Below are 21,630 nucleotides of genomic sequence, written 5' to 3'. Positions count from 1 at the left end.
TTTTGTTCCTCCTATTCTGTATATGGGTTTGTATAGATCGTACTACCATTCGTTTTGATCACTTCTTTGAACCATTCATACGATTTTTTCGGTACACGTTTCATATCTCGCAACTCATGGTTGCCACGATTGACATACACGAGTCCGTATCGTTTCTCCATATCACCTTGCGAGCTCAAAATGTCGATCAGTCCCCAGCCAAGATAACCAAGACAAACCACTCCATCTTCCACCATCGCTTCAAATATCGCTCGAATATGCTCTTGATGGTAGGCAATACGGTAATCATCTTGAATCGGTTCTTTGCCATTCCAATGCTCCCTGACACCAATCCCGTTTTCAATCGGAAACACTGGCAAGCGGTACCGCTGATAGACTTTATTTAAGACATCACGGAAGCCGAGCGGATCAATCTGCCAATTCCATTCCGTCGTTTCAATATAAGGATTGTCTTGTTTTCCAAAAGTCATGTACCGATTCGGCGGCGTTCCTTCAGGAATTTTTTCAGCATTCAAGGTAGAAGAAGCATAATAGCTAAAGGCAATGTAATCATTTTTCTGCGCTGCGATCGCTTCTAATTCCCCAGGTAAAATATTCATATTGAGTTGATGATTTTTCACGTATCGGTCTTGTGCTGCCGAATACTTGCCGTGCGCATAGCAATCTAATAAAGTAAAATTCGCAAATTCATCAAACTCTCTTGCTGCTTTGATGTCTTGTGGACGACAAGTCGCTGGATACGCCTCAGAATACGCCAGCATGCCGCCGATCTTCGCATTTGTTGTTTCATGAAGATAATTACAGATTTCTGCATGGCAAACCATGACATTGTGGAAAATCTGATACAATTCTTCTGTCGTTTCTTCCCCTTCTAAATAACCGCTGATCTTAAAACCATGGTCTTGGTGGAAAAGATTTTGTTCGTTAAAGGTTAACCAATAATGGACTTTATCCGCAAAACGATCTACCATTTCTTTTCCAAAACGAATGAATGCGTCCTTCACTTCTTTGCTGATGAACCCGTTATAGGTTTTCGCCAGATGCAGAGGCATATCAAAATGGTACAAACAAATCATAGGCTCGATCCCTCGAGCTAACAGATCATCAATAAAACGATCGTAATAGGCGATCCCTTCTTCATTAAAGGCACCATCTCCATCGTGAACGACCCTTGACCAAGAAATTTGGAAACGATACATGTTCATCCCCAAATCTTGCATATAATCAAAGTCTTCTGTATACGCATGATAGTTATCATTTGCTACATGCCAATCGCTAGCCTGTTCCGAAGCTTCCCGTATATCATAAACGGATAAGCTTTTACCGCCTTCATTCCAACCACCTTCTGTCTGCATACTGCTGACACTGTTTCCCCAGTAAAATTTTTTCATATTGATTCCTCCATCATTTGTATTCGCTTACAAAACCTATTATAATTAGGTGAAACAGGCATGTAAATTTTTCAAAAATATATGTAAAGCTTTTTCTATACATGTGAATTTCAGCGGATCCTTTAGTGATAGACCTTGTTTTTATCCCCTTCAAACAAAACTCAAGTCCATGAATTTCTTTACATAAGGAGTGATGACTATGACAAAATACAAAGAGATCGTTGATCAGTTGCGGACGGATATTTATGAAGGAGTTTTTCCTGCTTTATCAAAACTACCGGAACAAACGGCGTTAGCCAAACGATTTCAAACCTCACGAATGACGATCCAAAAAGCGCTAAATCAATTGAAGCAAGAAGGCCTGATTTCTACCAAAAGAGGTCATGGCACATATGTCAATTCAGCGACCTATCAAGGACAGATCAATGAGTATATCGGTCTAGTCAACCGATATGGCGGGCGGCATAAAGTGCAAAGTAAAATCATTAGTTTCAATGTTCGTTTTCCAGAAGCCAACGAAATGGATTACTTGTCCTTGCGAGAAAGCGAACCTGTTTATGATATCGTACGACTGCGCTATGTTGATAACGAACCCTTTGAATTGGAGTACACGATCATGCCCATCAAAACCATTCCCGATATTGATATGGCGATCCTTGAACACTCGATCTATCGATATATCACTGATTCCTTACATCTCAAAATAGGTCCCGCCATACGTAAAATCCGTGCCGACAAAGCAGATTCCTATGATATCAAATATTTAGAAGTCGATCCCAATGATCCGATCTTAGAATTAGAACAAGTTGCTCGTCTCTCCGACGGACGGCCCTTCGAATTTTCGCAAACTCGTTATCCATACCAAAATCGTGAGATTTACTATCTTTCTGAACCTTAATGGCAAAAAAACAAGTCTGAAGAAAACTCAGACTTGTTTTTATTGTCCAGGGAAGGTGAATTCGTTTAGATTCTTCGGTTTTTTTCGCCGTTCGCTCAGGGCTGACCCAAACGCCGCTACCGTAGCCAAGGATAGTCTTGACGGCTGGAATAAAGGTAGTGACGATCGTTATGGCATTGATCATCCAGTAAAACAGCATGTAAAAAGGGGCAAAACGGAAATACTTCAGCTTGCTGCGGTTATCATCCGCCAGGAGGCTGGTAAATAGCTGCATCACCCCCGCAATCATCTCGAGACAAACGAAGAGAAAGGCCATCGTAAACATATGATAGATCCGTTCGTAATTCCCAGTTGCACCATAATAGATCAGATAGAAGACAAACAAGGCAGATGAAAGCCAGAAAAAGAATGACCATATGATACTTAATGTTTGATCGACAAACATAGCGGTTCGACCAATGTTTTCAAAAGGATGCAAAAAGACCTTTTTAAAGTTGGTCAGCCATACTTCTGTACCGCCCTTCGCCCAGCGTTTCCGTTGTCGGTAGAGCATCTTGAGTGTTTCTGGCACCTCCATGAAAAACATCACTCGTGAAGCAAATAAAGACAGCCAACCTCGGAATTGGTGGTCCCAGGCAATACTGATGTCTTCTGTGGCTCGATTTTGTCGAAACAGACCCACGTCCATCAATGCCGCGCGGCGATACATCGTATTGGCACCGCTATAGGCATAGATGACGCCGAAAACGGCTTGCTGGGTCCGTTTGATAATCCCTACGATACTTGAAAATTCAACGGTTTGTGATTTCCCTACGATCGTTGTGCGATTTTGAACATCCATATTCGCCGTAATGGCAGAGATATTGATGGAGTCTTGGCGAATGAAATAATTGACATATTTCCATAACGCATCAGGTTCAGGAACCGTATCTGCATCGTTGCTCAAGATCAATTCCCCTTTGGCAAACCCTACCCCAATATTAAAGGCATGGGCTTTTCCTTGGTTTTTTTCGATGCGCAACACTCTTAGATTTGGGTACTGTTCCATCAATCGGTCTAGTATCACAGGAGTTTGATCCGTTGAGCCATCATCAGTCACCAACACCTCATAATTGCTGTAGTTCAGATTGTTCATTAAATAATGAATCGTGTCTTCAATAACGATTTCTTCATTGTGAGCTGGTACCATAATCGTGATCATCGGCTCGATCTCTTCGGGGATCGGTATCCACTCTAATTGTCGATAACGGAACAAAAAACGATTGCAGATCACCCCGATGAACCAAGCAAAGCCACCTAAAATTGGATACGTGAAGAGAATCATCAAAACGACTGTTAAAAATGTATCCAACCATGGGAACCCAGTATCAAAATTGACAACCATCAGCCCACCCCATTTCTACGGAAAAGTTCTTGAATCTCCGTTTCTCCGATGTTTTGCTCCGGTGCAACTGCGTAGTATTTTGCCCCGTGGCGTTCTTCTTTCGTCCCGAAGCGTTCTTCGTAAAATGCTTCTAGCAACTCTTTGCGTTTTTCCAAGGCAGCTTCATCATGCATCGATTGCTTTTGAAGCAATCGTTTGAAGCGGCGGTTGTTCCTCAAAGTTAATAAAGTAAACGTAAGAACTAAAATCAAAAAAGAAATGCCTAAAAATAACGCTAGAAATTCGAAAGTGACTGCTTCTTCTAAATAGGTCCGAAAGGCGATCCGATCCGCCAGATTCGGCAGCGTCAACGGAATGGCCAGCCAGACAAAGGGAACCAAGACCATCAGCCAAGCAAGAATCGTCAAAATCGTTTGGCGGGTCTTTAAAGCGGAACGACCTTTTTGAAAATACGCATCGGTGACCAACCGTTCTTTGACTTCTTCCCGTGTCACTCGTTGTTTCATTTTACTCACTCCTTAAATTTTTTTTATTTGCTGTGAAGAAAAAGAAGCAACAAAAGCAAGTCGTCTGGACCTGCTTTGTTCTTCTTCTGTTTGTCTCACTTAGATTTCTTGCCAACTTTCAACGCATTGAACAGCGTGTGAAATTGGCCTTTAAAGGACATCACTTGCTCAAACACATCTTCCCCATCATTCAGCATCTTGACCGTCACCCAGCCTAATGCTTCGGTAATACCGCTAGCCACACTGGCATTGATTGCAGCTCCAGCAACGGTGCCGACTGCTGGGACAAATTTCAAGATATTGCCAACGGCACTGCGACCAAAACTCACAACGACTAGCTCTTTCGAAATGCTTTTCGCTAACCCTTCACGCCATGTTCGCCCAAAAATACGATACAAACGGGCCATCATCGTCATTTGAACTGGCACAAGTAACACTGCATCTGAAAAGGGAATCGGTGAACAGCCGATGATCGCCGCCGTCAAAGAAGCCGCATGGATCGTGCGGTGGGCTTTTTTTCGCGTTTCATCATCTACGCCAACCAAAAACTCCTCAAATACCTGATCAAATTGATCCTTGCTTTTCGCTAACACTTTTTCCGCCTGGGCTTTTGATCCGTCATAGCCTTTCATCACCAGGGCAGCCGATTTTTTCGGCATTCGCTTCATGACATCCGCAAAAAAAGAAGTAAACTCCGCTTCTTCTTGCAACTCTTCTCCCATTTGACTTTGCTCGACTTGAACGGACTGTTCCGTTAATAATTCATTTTCGTTTTGTTTCTTTTTGCGTTTTATCCATGGTTTTTTCAAAGAAATGTCTCCTTCTTTCGACTCGTTGTTCATTTAAAAATCAAAGTGAGCCATGATTTTGTTCCTAATTCTATTTTAGCTCAGGTTTTTCAAGATAGCGAAAATGTAGCTTGAGAGAGCTTACACTTGCTAAAAAATGCAAATTTGCATCTTTGGATTATTTATTTATATTATCGTTTTTTTATGCTATGATACACAAAAGGAGTGGATCGAATGAAAAAGAAATTGAATTGGAAAGTCCTTTTTTATCTAGGCTTATTGACTTACTTTCTTTTAAGCGGGATCTTCGCATTCTTTGGCGTCGAAATACCGTTTCTTTATAAACGTTGATCTTCACGCTTTCTCAGAACCATATCATTCAACGCTTTGCTCTATGTTGAGAGAATCCATCATTCTATCGTCCATTCAATCTAATCAGAAAAGGTGATTTTCTTGTCCATTTTATTTGATCTATTGCAGCTGCTTGCCGTTATCTGTATCGCGTATTTATTGTTCACAAAAAACCATTTCCTCCAACAATTAACTGCTGTTCAGAAAATGGTCTTTGTCGTCTTATGTATTTCGGTGATACTGCCGGCTCTCTACGAATTTATTACTGGTTTTGCGCAGGGATTTTGGGAACGGTTGTGATTGACGTTCCTTACAAAACTCGCTGCCTTTACAAGACAAATAGATAGCTTATATCTACCAATCCTTTCTCCTTTTATTCAAGCAATGAACCAATTCTTTGGTGCTTAGAATACTAAGAAGAAAGGTTTTTTGTCTTTTTCTGTGTTGAAGTATTTTTAGATCGCACAAAAAAAGAACCCCTCAAAAGAGGAGTTCTCAAGGCTTGCTTACATCATGCCGCCCATACCCATTGACGGGTCCATTGCAGGAGCTGCTGGCGCTGCTGGTTCTGGTTTGTCGGCAACGACTGCTTCAGTTGTTAACAATAATGCGGCAACAGAAGCTGCGTTTTGTAATGCAGAACGCGTCACTTTTGTTGGGTCAACGATCCCAGCTTCTAGCATGTTTACCCATTCGCCAGTTGCTGCATTGAAACCAACGCCTAAGTCAGCGTTTTTCAATTTGTCGATGATCACTGAACCTTCGTAGCCTGCATTTTCAGCAATTTGACGAACTGGTTCTTCTAAGGCACGTAAAACGATTTTGACACCTGTTGCTGCATCGCCATCTGTTTCGATTTCTGCAACTTTGTTGATGACATTCACTAAGGCAGTTCCCCCACCTGAGACCATGCCTTCTTCAACAGCGGCACGTGTTGCATTCAATGCATCTTCAATACGTAATTTCAATTCTTTCAATTCAGTTTCAGTTGGTGCCCCAACTTTGATCACAGCAACCCCACCAGCAAGTTTTGCTAAGCGTTCTTGTAGTTTTTCACGGTCAAAGTCAGAAGTTGTATCAGCGATTTGGTTTTTGATCAATTGAACGCGTGCGTCAATTGCTTCTTTTTCACCAGCACCTTCAACGATTGTTGTGTTGTCTTTATCCACAACCACTTTGCTTGCTTGACCTAAGTTATCGATGGTTGCATCTTTCAGCTCAAGACCTAAGTCTTCAGTGATCACTGTACCACCAGTTAAGATCGCAATGTCTTCTAGCATTGCTTTACGACGGTCACCAAATCCTGGTGCTTTCACTGCAACAACATTGAATGTTCCACGGATTTTGTTCAATACAAGTGTTGGTAATGCTTCGCCATCAACGTCATCAGCGATGATCAATAATGGTTTTGATTGTTGTAAGATTTGTTCTAACAATGGCAAGATATCTTGGATGTTAGAGATTTTTTTGTCAGTGATCAAGATGTATGGATTTTCTAACGCTGCTTCCATTTTATCGTTGTCAGTTACCATGTATTGTGATAAGTAACCACGATCAAATTGCATTCCTTCCACAACATCTAATTCTGTTTCGATCCCTTTTGATTCTTCAATAGTGATAACACCGTCATTGCCGACTTTTTCCATTGCATCAGCGATGTATTGACCAACTTTTTCACTACCAGAAGAAACAGCACCAACTTGTGCGATTGCTTCTTTTGAATCAACGATTGATGAAATGTTGTGTAGCTCTTCTACAGCCACTTTTGTTGCCATTTCGATCCCACGACGAATACCTAATGGGTTCGCACCAGCGGTGACATTTTTCAATCCTTCACGAACGATTGCTTGTGTCAATAACGTAGCAGTCGTTGTTCCGTCACCAGCGATATCGTTTGTTTTTGAAGCGACTTCAGAAACAAGTTTTGCGCCCATGTTTTCAAAATGATCTTCTAATTCGATTTCTTTCGCGATCGTTACACCGTCATTTGTGATCAATGGTGAACCGTAAGATTTTTCTAAAACCACGTTACGACCTTTAGGGCCTAAGGTTACTTTTACTGTATCTGCTAATTTATCTACCCCACGAAGCATTGCAGCGCGTGCGTCTTCTGCAAATTTGATTTCTTTTGCCATGATTTCATCACCTCAAGTATTTTTTATTTTTCTTATTCTACTACTGCAATGATATCTTTTGCAGCAACGATCAAATATTCTGTTCCTTCATATTTCACTTCTGTGCCAGCGTATTTTTCGAACATTACTTGTTCGCCAACGTTGACAGCAACAGGAGCTTTTTCACCGTTTTCGAGCGTGCGTCCTTCGCCGACTGCAATAACGGTACCCGTTTGTGGTTTTTCTTTTGCTGCTGATGCAAGCACGATTCCGCCTACAGTTTTTTCTTCTTCTTTTGCGACTTCGATAATCACACGATCACCTAATGGTCTTAACACGATAAATCCCTCCAATGAATGTTATAGAATTTAGCATTAGCACTCTCTTGTATCGAGTGCTAACTTACAGTTTCAATATTACTCATTTTCCCAAATTTTTGCAAGCCTTTTGCTAAATTTTTTTTTGCATTTCTAATTGATTGATAAATATAGTAGGATTTTTTGTTTCTAGAAGCAACCTAGTCTATAATGAAGCAAAGGAGTGTGAGGAAACAACTATGTCTTTATCAAAATATTCTTTGTCCACGATTCTTACTTACGGCATCGTCTTTTTTCTACCGATCGCCTTCGTCCCTAGCGGACATCAAGTAGCAGCAACAACGATCGGTTACTTAGCTGGTGCAGCGATCATGTTTTTCTTGTATTTCAAACAAACAGAACCGCTATCGTTTGAACACAAAAAAACCAAAGTCTCAGCGATTCTTATTTACGGGCTAACCGGCATTGTCGCAGCGATTTTGTTGCAAAATCTAGCCATCTTTATCGAATCCTTTTTCGGAGAAGTCAGCGCTTCGCAAAATACCGAAAACATCATTGCCATCGTGGTGCAAAACCCACTCTTTGCTCTCGCAGCAATGGTCGGTGGGCCAATTATGGAGGAATTTGTCTTCCGCAGAGCCTTAGTTGGCATCATTGGGAAATACAGCAATGTTTGGGTTGGTGTAGTGGTCAGCGCCGTAGCCTTTGCCTTTGCCCACAATGACAATCATCTCTTAGTCTATATTTTCTTAGGACTGTTCTTTTCCGGGCTTTATGCTTTGACCGGCAGTATTTGGACTTCCATGATCACCCATGTGGGAATGAACACTTTAGTTATTATTATTCAGTTATTGCTTCATTACGGCTATATCCAAATGCCCTAAAGAAAAAACGCTACGCAGAAATTTTGCGTAACGTTTTTTTCTTTAGACCTTCGTGCCATTGGACGCAATCACTTGCTGATACCATGCAAATGAATCTTTCTTCCGACGAGCAAGGGTTCCATTTCCTTCATTGTCTTTGTCCACATAGATCACACCATAGCGTTTCTTCATTTCCCCTGTCCCCGCAGAAACCAAGTCAATGATGCCCCACGGTGTATAACCTAATAAGTCGACGCCATCATAAGCTACTGCTTCTTTCATCATTTCGATATGGGCTTTTAGGTAGTCAATACGGTAGTCATCGTGAATCTGTCCATCCTCTTCCACCGTATCCACCGCACCAAAGCCATTTTCTACAATGAAAAGCGGCAATTCGTAGCGTTCGTTAAACCAGTTCATGGCATAGCGCAAGCCTACGGGATCAATCTGCCAGCCCCATTCAGAAGCATCGACATAAGGATTGTCCACCAGATCTTGGCTCTCATCATAGTCATAGGTTGGATCATTCTCCTTGCCTTTGATCGCAAAAGACATATAGTAGCTAAAACCAATGTAGTCAACACAACCTTTTGCCAAAGCTGCTTCATCTTCAGGGGTGATATCTAAATCAAATTGTTTTCTTTCAAAATAGCTGCGCATATAACTCGGATAGTGCCCACGGGCATGAACATCTGAAAACCAATAGCGCCGTTGCATGGCCACCGCGGCTGCCATCATGTCTTTGGGATCGCAAGAATACGGATAGATTGGGCACATCGCGATCATCGATCCGATTTGAAACGCAGGATTGATCGCATGTCCTAGCGCCACCGCTTTTGCACTGGCAACGAGCTCGTAATGAGCTGCTTGGTACATGACTTTTTCTCGGTCTTCTCCTTCCGTAAAGAACAGACCAGAATTGGTAAATGGCGCAAAATCTTCTTTATAGTTTGCTTGATTATTGATTTCATTGAAGGTCATCCAATACTTCACTTTCTTTTGATAGCGCGTAAAACAAACTTCTGCAAAGCGGACAAACAAATCGATCAACTTACGGTTACGCCAACCTCCGTATTCGGTCACTAAATGATAAGGCATTTCAAAGTGAGACAGGGTAATGACTGGCTCAATGCCATAGCGTAAACACTCATCGAATAATTGATCATAAAAGGCCAGGCCTTCCTCATTCGGCTCGCGCTCATCCCCCTTTGGAAAAATACGGGTCCAGGCAATCGATGTTCGGAAGCACTTCAACCCTAATTCGGCAAAAAGCTTGATGTCTTCAGGATACCGATGATAAAAATCGATCGCTTCATGATTGGGATAGCTTTCGCCCGGTTGGATCCCTTCCGTGATTCGGCGAGGAATTCCGTTGCCTCCGACAGTCATGACATCAGCGACACTCACGCCTTTTCCACCCGCACGATAGCCGCCTTCCAATTGGTGAGCAGCGACTGCGCCACCCCATAAAAAATCGCTTCTTAGTTTATTCATTTCTATTCAACCTGCTTCCTTGGTATTAAACGATCTCTGTTTCTTGTTTATAGTTCAAACTATCGACCTTACGAATGAAAGGATAGTAAATAAAGAAGCCGATTGCTAAAACAACAAATTGTAAAATAGCGGTCCGAATGCCACCTACTAGAAAACCTGAAATGATCGGCGGAGTCGTCCAGGGAACTTGCACAGCAGTAAATAGCGGTACGATACTGGTATAAAGTGCAAAATACGTGATCACGCCTGAAACCATCGGTGTCAAAATAAATGGTAATACCATGATTGGGTTCATGACGATCGGTGTCGCAAAAATAATTGGTTCATTGATATTAAAGAATGCCGGGATCAAGGAAAGACGTCCTAATTGTTTGAACTGCGCCGAACGGGCAAAAGCCACCATGTATAGCACGATCCCAATCGTCATTCCTGCGCCAGTTACCGTCATAAATTGATCCAAAAACTGCTGGGTCACGATGTGTCCGCCATTTTCTAATGTCAATGCTTTACCAGATTCAAGAATAGCCGTATTGGCTAGTGAATTGGCTTGTAAAATTGGTCCCATGATCCCGCCCACGATCGTCGAACCGTGAACCCCAAAGAACCACAAGAATGGCACTAAGAAGCCTAACATCATTGCACCACCAAGGGAATCCGTCACCCCTTGCATCGGACTTTGAATCACGGTGTAGATCCATTCGACCACGGTTGTTTGAAAAACTTTATCAAAGAAAATATAAATGCCTAATGCGATGGTCGTCAAAACAGCGGCTGGAATCAATGCTGTAAATGAGTTTGCGACATTGGTGGGTACTTGCTCTGGCAGTTTGATTCGGATGTCGCGTTTCAAGAACCACGTATAGCCCCAACCCACAAAAAGTCCCACTAAGATGGCACTGATCATTCCTTGTCCACCGGTCCACGTCTTATCAATGACATTTGCGATGGTCACATTTGCTTCAGCATCCGTCACACTTGACTCCATAGTTAATAAGAAAATAACTAAACCAATCATTCCTGCAGGGAGTCCTTCGTAACCTTCTGCTTTTACATATGAATAGGCGATGCCCATTACGGCGAAAAAGGCCATAATTGCAAAAGAGGCGCCATAGGCTTGGTTGAAGTATTCACCTAAGCCGCTATTCGTTACCCAATCCGCAATCGACTGGACGGGAAAGTTTGCTAATAGCAGGAAAATCGATCCTACGATTGAAAAGGGCATCGTATAGAGCATACCGTTTCTTAATGCAGTGATTGCTTTCGTATTGACAAATTTTAATATTGGGGGTAATAATTTCTCATTGATCCATTCGTTCATCTCACATCACTCCTAAAATAAAATTCCATCCACTGGCCAGTGAATTCGCTTACAAATAAATCTTAATGGATAATATTCCCCTTGCCTATAGCTTTTCTAAGTTATGAAACATGTTCCAACAAAAAAAACAGCCGAAGCTGTTTTTTTACGATCACTTAGATTTGCTTGTAGACTTGATGGGCTAAAAGTTCGATCAGTGTAATCACCGGGACTTGCGTCGTCAGATTCAAATCGACTTCTTTTCCCCCACTGACGACGGGCATATAGTAGGAAATATTGTAATCTGCCATTTGGGCGATCGTCGATTTTTCATCATTGGTGATGCTGAGTACTTTTGCCCCATACCGTTTGAAGTCCTCCGTTTGCTTGATCATTTGAATGGTTTCTCCCGAAACTGATAAAATGATCGCTAACGTATTTTCCATCCCACGAGGCGGTACTGGCAAAAAGGGATCGACGATGCTATAGGCATTGATGCCTAAATTAGCAAAATAGCGGCTGCCATAGGTGCCCAGAATGCCACTTGTGCCGATACCTGAAAACGCCACATGGCGTGCGGAAAGAATCAGTTCTACCGCTGGCTGGATAAACTTACGGTAATCTTCATTATTGACTTTTTTTAAGAATGTATTGACTTGGATCGTTGCATCATAGAAAAGATCAAACGCTCGTGCATCTTGTTCCTTTTTTTGACAGATCGCATACTTTAACTCTGAATACCCGCGATAGCCTAATTTCGTGATACATCGTAAAATCGTCGAGGTCGAGACATGGCATGCAGCTGACAATTCGCGGATCGTCAGTTGATCGATCTCTTCAAAATGCTGGACAATGTACTTATAAACAGCCATTTCAAGCTCGTTCAGACGCTTGATTTTTTCTTCATCAAACATACCTGCTGCCTCCACCCGACAATTTTATCCTTTGTTGATCGATTAGATTGCAAATAACTCCGTCGCTTTGTCAGGATCGGTATCATAGACTTCAAATGTTTCTCCAACACCTAGATCATGTTCTTTCATGGTGTTGACCATCGTTAAGTGCGCCAACTCTTTCAAGTTGTTTTCTTTACTTAAATGACCAAGATAGACCCGTTTGGTATTGTCGGTCAAGATATCCGTCATGACCAGAGCGCCATCTTCATTCGATAAGTGACCACGGTCTCCAAGAATTCGCTGTTTGAGGCTCCATGGGTAAGGGCCCATTCGCAGCATTTCTAGGTCATGGTTGCTTTCCACAAGGTACGCATCGGCGCCTTTGATAATGCCTCGTACATGATCGCTGCAATAACCGGTATCCGTCAACATCACGAATGATTTGCCGTCTTTATGGAAACGATAAAATTGCGGCGCTGCAGCATCGTGAGAGACGCCAAAGCTCTCAATGTCCAAGTCACCCAAGGTCAGCACTTTTCCCATTTCAAAGATATGTTTTTGTTCGACAGCGACGTTACCGATCATTGGATCCATCGCTTGCCATGTTTTTGTATTCGCATAGACATCAAGTTTGTATTTTCGCGCCAGTACTCCGACACCGTGGATATGATCTCGATGTTCGTGGGTCACAAGAATGGCGTCCAAATCTTCTGGTTTACGCCCTACTTCATCCAATAATGAAGTGATCTTCTTGCCGCTCAAACCGGCATCCACTAAGATCCGCTTTTTATTGCTTTCGATATAGAGCGAATTTCCTGAGCTTCCGCTGGCTAGAATACTTACTTGAAAGGCATTATCCTTCATCATGGTTTACGTGACTTCCTCTCTGGTTGTTTCAACGAGTTCCATTATACCCGCTTTTTTATGGATTTTCTACCTTTTGAACGGCATTATTCGTGATGATCCGATTGCTAAAGGCATTGACCGTTTCGATTTGGATGGTGTCATCGCCATCTAATTGGAACGCAATAAACCATGCAGGAATATACACATTTTTTTCCCTAACCTTCAAAATCATCGTATAGGCTAATTCCGTCCAGAGAATTTTCGAGTGACTCGGCAGCTTGTTGTTTAGATAAAGCGTATTTACTGCTTCTTTTTCTGAATAAACCGTCATCTTTTCCCTTAGAGGCGTAATATTGGAGATATGTGTTTGCGTGTAACGGGCAATCTGCAATAGATCATCCGTTTGTTCTAAGGTGATATCGATTCGACTTGAGCTGTCATTGAAAGGAATGCCTTCATAGGATTGAACCGCCACCACGGTCGGATGATTGGCGTTCAAGACAGAGAGGTTTTCCAAATAGTCATATTCATCCCCAAACAGGACTTGATCTTTTCGTTGCAAAAAACCATTGACGGTTTCTTCCGTTTGGGAATCATCACTGATGTAAAAGCCATTGGTTGAGACATGGATCAACTGCTGCCCTTTGACCGTCGACCCTCTTTTGAACTGCGTATTGAGTTGCGGATTTCGTAACTCCACATCAAAATCCGTCTGTTCACCGCTCAAATAATAGCCACTCAAGACCTCATCTGATAATTCGCCAGAATACCGAATGTCCTCAGACTCGAGGCGTTGTTCGATAGGAATCGTTTGGTTTGATTGTGAAACCATCTGATGCTCGCTGCGAGCCTCACTGTAAACATTGAATAAAAAGACGTTCAGACCAAGAAAAGCGAGGAAAAAAATCCATTCGATTCGTTTAAAATCCAATTAATTCTCCTCCGTTTCTGCTAATTTTGTCATTAATACATCATAACTGATCCAAGACGAGTCATAATTGACATACCAAGCAGGCGTCAAATCAACGAGTGGTGCATCTTTGATCTCCCCCCATTGATAGCCAACGATGATCTGTTGCAATAATTCCGGATCAGCCCCTGCCGCAATCAGCTCATTTTTGACTGACAAACTAGAGGGCAATTCAATCTCGGTTTCAGAAGGAATCGGCACTTGAATCGCGTTCAAACTGGCAGAAATCGTCATTTCCCGACTGCCGGTCTGACCACTTTCTGAAAAAGCCACACTGATCACCCCTTGACCACCAGTACTAAAGACTGGATAGCCTTCAACGAAGACCCGATAATCCAAGTGCTTGTCTTGTTGATCAAAATAGCGAATCGTCCCAAAATTGTTGCCTAAACGAATAATATAATCCGCACTCAACATCGCCAGGTCCGTTTCATCGGAACCGTCTGTGGTAGTTTCAAACTTGACTTGCTGCTGATCTTGCAAGACCGTCATGTTTTGCCCACCTTCATAATAGTAGGTATCGACACTTTCATCATTGATCTTGACGTTTTTAGGATTGCTGAAAAAGGCTTCTCGAAACAAGCTCTGAGATTGGGTCGAAGAATAGTAGCTGTATTTTTTCAGCTTAATCGAATCCTGCGTATAATATTGCTTGCTGGATCGTTCTTCATCTGCCACCATTGTCGTCCATTCCCGAGGGTTGTCTGCTAGTAAGTGTTTTACTTGGCTTTTGTCCCAGTCGATTTTGCCTCGCACCACTCGTTGATGGGTAAAATCAACAAATTGGATCGTGTTTTCTTCAAAGTCAAACTGGATGCGGGAAAACGGAAAATCCTCTGTTTCACTTTCGTCCTCTAAGGACAGCTCTTTTTCAAAGGTTTTCTCATAATCTTTCAAGTAAAACGTCGTATAGTAGTTTAAGGACACCCCTTGATTGACTTCTTGGGCTTTTGAAAAAGCTTGTTCCTCGCCATAGGTCCGCAGCGTCAAATCACTGATCGTTGCCTCATTGATCACCTCTTGGATCTCTCGAATCACCGCTTCAGAGTTGGTTTCTTTGATCGCGTCCTCGTCATTCCAAGTCAAATACAGGGGCAAAAACAAATCGCTTTTTTGTTTGTAGGTTTGAACCGAAGGATTGACGCCGGTATCTGTTTCCGTGCTGGCATTGTTGAACCCAGTCGGATTCAGCCAAATCATATAGGAGAAATAAAAACTCAAGGCGATCATCACGATCAAGCCTACACGAATGATTTTTTCTGAGATTCTCATACCCACCAATCCTCCTCATACGGTTCATACGGCAACATGATGTAAAATGTTGACCCGCGATTTTCTCGACTTTCCGCCCAAATCGCACCGCCATGAGCTTTGATGACTTCTCGTGAGATCGCCAATCCTAAGCCAGTACCTCCTTGCTGACGGGCACGAGCTTTGTCGACTCGGTAAAAACGATCAAAGATCTTCGTGAGATCTTTTTTCGGAATCCCTAGTCCTTGGTCATTGATGCTAAGTACGATGTTGTTATGGGTCTCCATCAATTTCACCGTAATGATCCCGCCATCTGGCGAATATTTGATGGCATTATTCATGATGTTATCGATCACTTGGATCATTTTATCGGTGTCGACTTCCACCCACAATTCTCGTTTAGTGAACTCCCGACGAATCAAGTATTTTTTGCTTTCATTCGTCACCATCATGTCAAAACGATCCAACACGAAATTGACCATCTCATTGAAGTTGATGTATTCCAGCTGCAGTTGCGAATTGCCGCTATCCATCCGCGACAGACTCAACAAGTCATTGATCATCCGAATCATTCGATCCGTTTCATCCAACGTCACTTTCAAAAAGTTCGGCGCAATTTCCGGGTCTTTCCAAGCACCCTCACTCAACGCTTCGATGTAGCTGCGCATACTCGTTAATGGTGTCCGTAACTCATGAGAAACGTTGGAAACGAACTCTCGCCGTTCCTGTTCATTTTTTTCTTGCTCTGTAACATCGTGCATCACCGCAACTAACCCAGAAATAAAGCCAGACTCCCGACGAATCATGGAGAAATCGATACGCAAAATCATATTTGTTCCCGTCAAATCATTGCTAGGACGCTCCAACAGCATGTCTTCAGGATTTTCCAAAAGCTTTCGTAACGTGTATTCTTCATCGATTTCCAATAACGTCAAAATCGACTGCCCGATCGCTTCTTCGTTGCTGACATTTAACAAGGACATCGCCATCTCATTGATGGTAATGACTTTGCCTCGTCGATCGGTGGCAACAACGCCGTCTGTCATGTGAGACAAGACGCTGTCCAAGCGGTTTCGCTCAGATTCCATCGCCTCTTGAGTCTCTTCGATTCGTTCTCCTAGTTGATTAAAGGTCTCCGCCAGTTGCCCCAATTCATCTTTTCCATGAATCGCGACCTTGCGGCTATAATCTCCTTTGGCGATGCGAATCGCTTGTTCGCGCATCTCTCCGATCGGTTGGGTGATGGAACGAGAGACCAATAGTGCCACAATGATCGAAATCACTGCCGCAATCAGCGAGGCTGTCACAAAAATGACCGCAGTCGTACTGACTTCATTGTATTTTGACTCAAGATTGCTCCGTAAATAAAGGGTTCCTAAAACGGTATCCCCTGTCGGAGATTGGATCGACTGCACGATATTGAACACCCGCTGGCCGCTGGATTCATCATAGAGGACTTCACTGCGGTTCGTATCGTAATCACGGTAATCATTTTTTTCTCCCACCGAGCCACGATCATTGATATTGGTGGTTGCACGAATGATCCCTTGCTCATCCACCACCCGCATCTCCAAAATTTCCGATGAGTTGGTACTCGTTAAGATTCGATTCAAGGAAGCATTCATGGAATCCCAATCTAAACCGTCATCATTATCCATTCGACTCAATTCAGAGCCTAATGTTACCACTAACGTGCTGGCACGTGCCTCCATGTCGCGTTTGAAGGCATCGACCGTTGTTCTTTCCAATTCGCGAATAAAATACGCCCCGATAATCTGGATCGCAATCAATAAGATCAAGATAAAAGTCAGGGCGATTTTGAAGTTCACCGATTGAAAAAAGCGAACTTTATTTTTCATAGCTTATTCCTGTTCTGGGTTCCGCAAGTAATAGCCCACTCCGCGACGAGTAACCAAATAATTTGGATGGCTCGGGCTGTCTTCGATTTTTTCACGTAAACGACGCACCGTCACGTCAACGGTCCGGACATCACCAAAGTAGTCATAGCCCCAAACCGTTTGCAATAAATGCTCCCGGGTCATCACTTGACCAAGATGTTTTGCCAAGTAGTGCATCAATTCAAACTCCCGGTGCGTCAATTCGATGGCTGCACCATTTTTAGTGACCATGTACGCATCAGGATGAATGGTTAAATCACCAATCGTTAATTCGCTGTTGGCGTTATCGTCTGCTTCCTTCGCAGCTGCCGAGCCGCGACGCAGATTGGCTTTGACGCGGGCCACCAATTCCCGGTTTGAAAATGGTTTGGTTACATAATCGTCCGCACCAAGCTCGAGGCCTAGTACTTTATCGATTTCAGAATCTTTGGCTGTGACCATGATGATCGGCATGTCATGGGTTTTGCGCACTTCCCGTGCAACTTCCAACCCATCCATTTTTGGTAGCATCAAATCAAGCAAAATCAGATCAGGATCGACCTCGGCTACTTTTTCTAATGCCTCTTCTCCATCATAGGCGGTATATACTTCATATCCTTCTTTGGTTAAATTAAATTTGACGATATCAGAAATTGGTTTCTCATCGTCCACGACTAGGATCTTTTTCAAAAATGTCACCTCAATTTTTTTTGGTTTCTTACTTATTATACATTATTTAAACGGGCTTTTCATCTTTCCCAAAAACCGCGGCCTTATTCTTAAGGAAAGCACAAAAAAAGAAAGGCACGGGGCCTTTCTTTTTTACTCTTCTAAAAGCTGGATACCGATCCCTAACAACCCAGGACCCGTGTGGACGACTAATGCGGGAGAAATTTGTCCAAATAAGATTTCTTTGACCTTAGGAAATTCGGCTTCTAATCGTGCTTTCATCTCTTTGGCTTCTTGCAGTGCATCACCTTGCGCCACGGCTAAACGCACATGGCGATGATCACCGATGAATTGCTTGATCAAGTCAACGGTTTTGTCCAAGCTTTTCTTCCGTCCACGAGATTTTGCGACCGTATAGTAGATCCCTTCTTCATTACAAGAGATAATTGGATTCAATTTCAAGGCATTGCCTAAGATAGATGCAACCAGACCGATCCGGCCGCCTTTTTGTAAATACTCTAAGGTAGCTACGTTGAAAAAGACTTTGTTTTTTGGCACTTCATTCGTTAATTGTGCCCGCAGTTCTTCCCAAGTCACGCCTTTTTCTAACAGTTCTGCTGCACGAATCGCTTGCAGCCCTGCACCGATCCCGATATTTTTCGTATCAAGCACGAAAACCTCAAGATCCGTCCGTTGTTCACCCAACAGGCGAACGACGTTAAACGTTCCGCTCAATCCGCTGGAGATGGTTACGGCAAAGACTTTCTCATACCCATCGCCTTTGATCCGATCAAAGATTTCCCCGATCGCAGCACCGTCAGGTAACGAGGTACTAGGGATCTCTTGCGGCAAGCGCTCGTAGATTTCTTCCGCAGTAATATCAACTTTATCGGTATAGGTCCGATCCTTGTAGATTATTTGCAATGGCAGCATATACATGCCGTATTGCTCCATGATCTGTGCGGGAACATCGGTACCTGAATCAACTAATAGGGCAATTTTCTCTTTATTCATGGGCTTCTCCTTTATGTGTTTCTAAATAAATGACTTCTAATTCAATCGTTTTTTCTGCCAATAGTTTGTTGGCAAAGGAACGCGTCGCACCTTTCATGGCTACTAATTCAATTGGGATCGGTTCCGACGTCATTTGTTCGGGTTCTCCCATCGCTTCTTTGCCGACAAGGTGGATCGCTTTTTCTTGTTCTTCACAAAATACATTGTAGGCATTTCTGATGCCGACAACTTTCCCTTGAAAAAGGATCCCCGTCTTTATTTCAGGAATCGTCAGCACTTGCTTGAGCATCGTGATCGCAATCAAAAATGCGAGATGCTTTTGATTGTAACGTTTCTTCTCTGGTGCTGGAATCATCCCTTTTTTGACATAATTATTGACCATGGAAGAGGTCAATAGCGGATGCTTTTCCGTTTGGATCACCGGCGATAAATATTGATCGATCAATGTGATCACCTGATCCATATACAGTTCCAGCGTTGGCAATTCTTCCCATCTCGGCAGGTGGAATTTCAGCAATGAATTGCCCCAATTTTTCATGTCTGCTTGTAATTTTTCCATGTTATCCTCCATTTTGACGAACAGAAGGTTAAATTATCACAAACTAATCATCTAGTTTTGATAACTAGATACATTTTATCACGGTTTTCTTAGTTTTTAAAGCAATCTGATCAATCTTTTAAGAATTTCCTATCATTTGAATTTGGGAAACAAATGGTGTTTTATTAAGATAACGCCAGTTTCTCAACTGAAAAAGCGCATATTTTTTTCAAAAGAATGATTGATTTTTCAACAATGGAGTGCTAAGATAATGAAGTACTTTTGGTACGGGCCGTTAGCTCAGTTGGTAGAGCAGCTGACTCTTAATCACCTGCCCTCTTATGTAGAGGTATGTTTATAAAAGTTGATATGTAGAGGTTTTAATGAGGTTTACTTAGTTGATAATCTTCAAGCCATTTTATTGCCAACAATTTGCCAACAAAATGACAGATTTTTTTTTAATAGTAATCGTTCAAAGACTTGCCATTCAATTTTGATCAAGTCTTTTTTGTTATTTATTTTTTGAATCCAAATGTATTAGCTAAATTTTCTGCAGAAGCATATTTAAAGCTTGGATCAAGGTGTGCGTAAAGATTAGCAGTTGTCGTATAAGAGGCATGACCAAGCCACTCTTGAACCTTCTTCATGTGCTCACCATTTCCAATCATTATAGAAGCGGTTGTGTGTCTCAAATCGTGGAATCGTATCCTTTTTATATTGTTTCTCTTGATTACCTTCGCAAATCGTTTGGAAACGAAATCTGGTCTTATGATATTGCCATTTTCCATGGTAAAGAGGTAATCGTCGTCTTCGTAATTATATTCAGCTCCGAAAAGCTTTTTATTTTTTTCCTTCCACCTAGCTAATTTCACTAACTCCTCTTCAACTGTTTCTATTAAAGGAACAGAACGATAGCTGGAAGCATTTTTAGTTCTGTCTTCTTTAAGAACAGTTGTTAAGTCTTCTTTATTTTCCAAAACTACATGTTTAATGGTAATCGTCTTATTCACAAAATCAATCGCATCCCATTTAAGCCCTAAAACTTCACTTCTCCTAAATCCATAAAATACTGTTAATAGAATTATTGGATAGAGCTTCTCACCTTTGAATATTTGAAGTAGTTTTAGCACATCATCCTTTGTGTAAAAGTTTGGCACGAAGGAGTCCTTTTTTGGTCTACGTACACGGTCAGCAATATTTTTATCTATCTGTTCTGTCATAAAAGCTTCCTGTAAAGCTTTTCTAATAAAGGCGTGATAGTGTAGAGCAGTATTTCCAGTGCACCCATCGTCTAATATTTTTTGATAGAACCTTTGCAAGTGGACCGGTTTTAAATCAGATAACATAATTCCACTTGGTCCAAAATAATCCTTTATCCTGATATCGATGTAACGTTTATAACTAAAGTAAGACGTTTTAGACAGTTGTGGTTTAGCAGTTTCAAGATAACTATATAGGTAATCGACAAAAGGTGTTTCGGTTCTTTCCTGTTTTAAAACAAGATAATCCTCTTGTTTCATAGCAATTTCTTGCTCAATCTCAGATATAAATTGGTCTTTTATTCTTTCAGCTCTTTTTTTATTTCCTTTCTTTTTTAGTTTGGTATCTCTCCATCGTTGAGAAGTTTTTCCAAAATCATCTTTTATTGTTACAACAACTTGGAGAGTTCCTCTTTTTTCTACAATATTCGCTCGTAATTTTAATTCAAATCCTCCTAAAACTGAAAAAAGCAAGCTGTGGAAAACGCAATTCTAACACCTTTATTATACCATAGCCTGCGTATGCTCATCTGCCACATTTTGGGCATCTTGTAAGTATTCGATCACACACTTTTTAGGAATCTTGTAGTTGCTGCCTATCTTGACATGTTTTATCTTGTTCGCTTTTAGTAACCCATAAGCTTTATTTCTACCTATCCCTCCTAACATTTCTCTCAATTCATTTATTCCAACCAGATCTTTATAGTTCTCAAACATGACGTCATAAATGTTTCGATCCATTTTTACCTCCTAAAAAAACCATAGATTATTGTTGCCAACATTTTAAAATAGTGATACTATATCAAAGTAATAAATTTTGGGCCATTAGCTTAGTTGGTAGAGCACTTGACTCTTAATCAAGGTGTCGAAGGTTCGAGTCCTTCATGGCCCATTGGGTGCCAAACCC

General features: G+C 41.9%; 20 protein-coding genes, 1 tRNA gene and 1 pseudogene. 4 read left to right on the top strand and 18 right to left on the bottom strand.

The window, feature by feature from the left end; genetic code table 11:
* Positions 1–11 precede the first annotated feature (11 nt).
* Positions 12–1,391 carry a glycoside hydrolase family 1 protein gene (locus IGI71_RS04140; protein ID WP_010747618.1) on the bottom strand — a complete coding sequence of 460 codons (1,380 nt, stop codon included), beginning with the start codon at positions 1,389–1,391 and terminating at the stop codon, positions 12–14.
* 199 nt (positions 1,392–1,590) lie between these two features.
* Here IGI71_RS04140 and IGI71_RS04135 point away from each other — a divergent pair, with 199 nt between their 5' ends.
* The gene (locus tag IGI71_RS04135) at positions 1,591–2,289 is read left to right on the top strand and encodes a GntR family transcriptional regulator (protein ID WP_010747617.1); all 699 of its coding nucleotides are present in this window, start codon (positions 1,591–1,593) and stop codon (positions 2,287–2,289) included.
* A 67-nt stretch (positions 2,290–2,356) separates the two neighbouring features.
* On the opposite strand, the pseudogene IGI71_RS04130 reads toward IGI71_RS04135, so the two are convergent.
* The 3 genes and pseudogenes from IGI71_RS04130 to IGI71_RS04120 all read right to left on the bottom strand — a co-directional run.
* Positions 2,357–3,673, bottom strand: a pseudogene (locus tag IGI71_RS04130) (glycosyltransferase family 2 protein); the annotation flags it as partial.
* Positions 3,673–4,179, bottom strand: coding sequence for a hypothetical protein (locus IGI71_RS04125; protein WP_010747614.1), 507 nt, complete (start codon positions 4,177–4,179; stop codon positions 3,673–3,675). The gene IGI71_RS04125 and the pseudogene IGI71_RS04130, both read right to left, overlap by 1 nt.
* Before the next feature lie 95 nt (positions 4,180–4,274).
* Positions 4,275–5,021: a YcjF family protein gene (locus IGI71_RS04120; RefSeq protein WP_034695380.1), complete on the bottom strand. Its 747-nt coding sequence runs from the start codon at positions 5,019–5,021 to the stop codon at positions 4,275–4,277.
* A gap of 399 nt (positions 5,022–5,420) precedes the next feature.
* Between IGI71_RS04120 and IGI71_RS04115 the strand changes: the two genes are divergently transcribed.
* Positions 5,421–5,618 carry a hypothetical protein gene (locus IGI71_RS04115; RefSeq protein WP_080646947.1) on the top strand — a complete coding sequence of 66 codons (198 nt, stop codon included), beginning with the start codon at positions 5,421–5,423 and terminating at the stop codon, positions 5,616–5,618.
* Positions 5,619–5,824: 206 nt separating this feature from the next.
* Here IGI71_RS04115 and groL read toward each other — a convergent pair whose 3' ends face one another.
* Positions 5,825–7,453 (bottom strand): chaperonin GroEL, encoded by a 1,629-nt coding sequence (gene groL, locus IGI71_RS04110; protein WP_005237384.1) that lies wholly within the window; start codon positions 7,451–7,453, stop codon positions 5,825–5,827.
* Positions 7,454–7,485: 32 nt separating this feature from the next.
* Positions 7,486–7,770, bottom strand: a complete 285-nt coding sequence (gene groES / locus IGI71_RS04105) for a co-chaperone GroES (protein WP_005225291.1) — start codon at positions 7,768–7,770, stop codon at positions 7,486–7,488.
* A 218-nt stretch (positions 7,771–7,988) separates the two neighbouring features.
* On the opposite strand from groES, the gene IGI71_RS04100 reads away from it, so the two are divergent.
* Positions 7,989–8,633, top strand: coding sequence for a CPBP family intramembrane glutamic endopeptidase (locus IGI71_RS04100; protein WP_005225290.1), 645 nt, complete (start codon positions 7,989–7,991; stop codon positions 8,631–8,633).
* Between the two features lie 42 nt (positions 8,634–8,675).
* On the opposite strand, the gene IGI71_RS04095 is transcribed toward IGI71_RS04100, so the two are convergent.
* The 12 genes from IGI71_RS04095 to IGI71_RS04040 all read right to left on the bottom strand — a co-directional run bounded on the left by IGI71_RS04095 (position 8,676) and on the right by IGI71_RS04040 (position 21,464).
* The gene (locus IGI71_RS04095) at positions 8,676–10,106 is read right to left on the bottom strand and encodes a 6-phospho-beta-glucosidase (RefSeq protein WP_010747612.1); all 1,431 of its coding nucleotides are present in this window, start codon (positions 10,104–10,106) and stop codon (positions 8,676–8,678) included.
* A 25-nt stretch (positions 10,107–10,131) separates the two neighbouring features.
* Positions 10,132–11,424, bottom strand: a complete 1,293-nt coding sequence (locus IGI71_RS04090; protein WP_010747611.1) for a PTS sugar transporter subunit IIC — start codon at positions 11,422–11,424, stop codon at positions 10,132–10,134.
* A gap of 155 nt (positions 11,425–11,579) precedes the next feature.
* Positions 11,580–12,317, bottom strand: coding sequence for a MurR/RpiR family transcriptional regulator (locus tag IGI71_RS04085; protein WP_010747610.1), 738 nt, complete (start codon positions 12,315–12,317; stop codon positions 11,580–11,582).
* Positions 12,318–12,359: 42 nt separating this feature from the next.
* Positions 12,360–13,166 carry an MBL fold metallo-hydrolase gene (locus IGI71_RS04080; protein ID WP_010747609.1) on the bottom strand — a complete coding sequence of 269 codons (807 nt, stop codon included), beginning with the start codon at positions 13,164–13,166 and terminating at the stop codon, positions 12,360–12,362.
* A 55-nt stretch (positions 13,167–13,221) separates the two neighbouring features.
* Complete coding sequence (locus IGI71_RS04075; protein ID WP_005225285.1) at positions 13,222–14,076, bottom strand: two-component system regulatory protein YycI; 855 nt, start codon at positions 14,074–14,076, stop codon at positions 13,222–13,224.
* Positions 14,077–15,387 carry a YycH family regulatory protein gene (locus tag IGI71_RS04070; RefSeq protein WP_010747608.1) on the bottom strand — a complete coding sequence of 437 codons (1,311 nt, stop codon included), beginning with the start codon at positions 15,385–15,387 and terminating at the stop codon, positions 14,077–14,079.
* Positions 15,384–17,225 (bottom strand): cell wall metabolism sensor histidine kinase WalK, encoded by a 1,842-nt coding sequence (walK, locus tag IGI71_RS04065; protein WP_005225283.1) that lies wholly within the window; start codon positions 17,223–17,225, stop codon positions 15,384–15,386. The genes IGI71_RS04070 and walK overlap by 4 nt, the downstream gene beginning before the upstream one ends.
* A gap of 3 nt (positions 17,226–17,228) precedes the next feature.
* A complete protein-coding gene (gene yycF / locus IGI71_RS04060) occupies positions 17,229–17,933 on the bottom strand; it encodes a response regulator YycF (RefSeq protein WP_010747607.1) in 705 nt (234 codons plus the stop codon).
* 132 nt (positions 17,934–18,065) lie between these two features.
* Positions 18,066–18,926, bottom strand: a complete 861-nt coding sequence (locus tag IGI71_RS04055; RefSeq protein ID WP_010747606.1) for a DegV family protein — start codon at positions 18,924–18,926, stop codon at positions 18,066–18,068.
* A complete protein-coding gene (locus tag IGI71_RS04050; protein ID WP_010747605.1) occupies positions 18,919–19,485 on the bottom strand; it encodes a DUF1836 domain-containing protein in 567 nt (188 codons plus the stop codon). The genes IGI71_RS04055 and IGI71_RS04050 overlap by 8 nt, the downstream gene beginning before the upstream one ends.
* A 494-nt stretch (positions 19,486–19,979) precedes the next feature.
* A complete protein-coding gene (locus IGI71_RS04045; RefSeq protein WP_086332098.1) occupies positions 19,980–21,197 on the bottom strand; it encodes a tyrosine-type recombinase/integrase in 1,218 nt (405 codons plus the stop codon).
* A gap of 30 nt (positions 21,198–21,227) precedes the next feature.
* A complete protein-coding gene (locus IGI71_RS04040) occupies positions 21,228–21,464 on the bottom strand; it encodes a helix-turn-helix domain-containing protein (protein ID WP_010747603.1) in 237 nt (78 codons plus the stop codon).
* A 78-nt stretch (positions 21,465–21,542) separates the two neighbouring features.
* Here IGI71_RS04040 and IGI71_RS04035 point away from each other — a divergent pair.
* Positions 21,543–21,615, top strand: a tRNA-Lys gene (locus IGI71_RS04035).
* Positions 21,616–21,630 lie beyond the last annotated feature (15 nt).

It is taken from the genome of Enterococcus sp. DIV1279b (assembly GCF_050531515.1).
GTDB lineage: Bacteria > Bacillota > Bacilli > Lactobacillales > Enterococcaceae > Enterococcus_D > Enterococcus_D casseliflavus.
Note: the sequence above shows the minus strand (reverse complement) of the source record. Positions and strands in the feature narration are given on the sequence as shown.

Coding starts and splice junctions, on each gene's coding strand:
- IGI71_RS04070 (WP_010747608.1), bottom strand. CDS start 15,387: ATGAGAATCTCAGAAAAAATCATTCGTGTAGGCTTGATCGTGATGATC.
- IGI71_RS04090 (WP_010747611.1), bottom strand. CDS start 11,424: ATGAACGAATGGATCAATGAGAAATTATTACCCCCAATATTAAAATTT.
- IGI71_RS04050 (WP_010747605.1), bottom strand. CDS start 19,485: ATGGAAAAATTACAAGCAGACATGAAAAATTGGGGCAATTCATTGCTG.
- groL (WP_005237384.1), bottom strand. CDS start 7,453: ATGGCAAAAGAAATCAAATTTGCAGAAGACGCACGCGCTGCAATGCTT.
- IGI71_RS04100 (WP_005225290.1), top strand. CDS start 7,989: ATGTCTTTATCAAAATATTCTTTGTCCACGATTCTTACTTACGGCATC.
- IGI71_RS04120 (WP_034695380.1), bottom strand. CDS start 5,021: ATGAACAACGAGTCGAAAGAAGGAGACATTTCTTTGAAAAAACCATGG.
- IGI71_RS04095 (WP_010747612.1), bottom strand. CDS start 10,106: ATGAATAAACTAAGAAGCGATTTTTTATGGGGTGGCGCAGTCGCTGCT.
- IGI71_RS04140 (WP_010747618.1), bottom strand. CDS start 1,391: ATGAAAAAATTTTACTGGGGAAACAGTGTCAGCAGTATGCAGACAGAA.
- IGI71_RS04040 (WP_010747603.1), bottom strand. CDS start 21,464: ATGGATCGAAACATTTATGACGTCATGTTTGAGAACTATAAAGATCTG.
- IGI71_RS04080 (WP_010747609.1), bottom strand. CDS start 13,166: ATGATGAAGGATAATGCCTTTCAAGTAAGTATTCTAGCCAGCGGAAGC.
- IGI71_RS04125 (WP_010747614.1), bottom strand. CDS start 4,179: ATGAAACAACGAGTGACACGGGAAGAAGTCAAAGAACGGTTGGTCACC.
- IGI71_RS04135 (WP_010747617.1), top strand. CDS start 1,591: ATGACAAAATACAAAGAGATCGTTGATCAGTTGCGGACGGATATTTAT.
- IGI71_RS04055 (WP_010747606.1), bottom strand. CDS start 18,926: ATGAATAAAGAGAAAATTGCCCTATTAGTTGATTCAGGTACCGATGTT.
- IGI71_RS04085 (WP_010747610.1), bottom strand. CDS start 12,317: ATGTTTGATGAAGAAAAAATCAAGCGTCTGAACGAGCTTGAAATGGCT.
- walK (WP_005225283.1), bottom strand. CDS start 17,225: ATGAAAAATAAAGTTCGCTTTTTTCAATCGGTGAACTTCAAAATCGCC.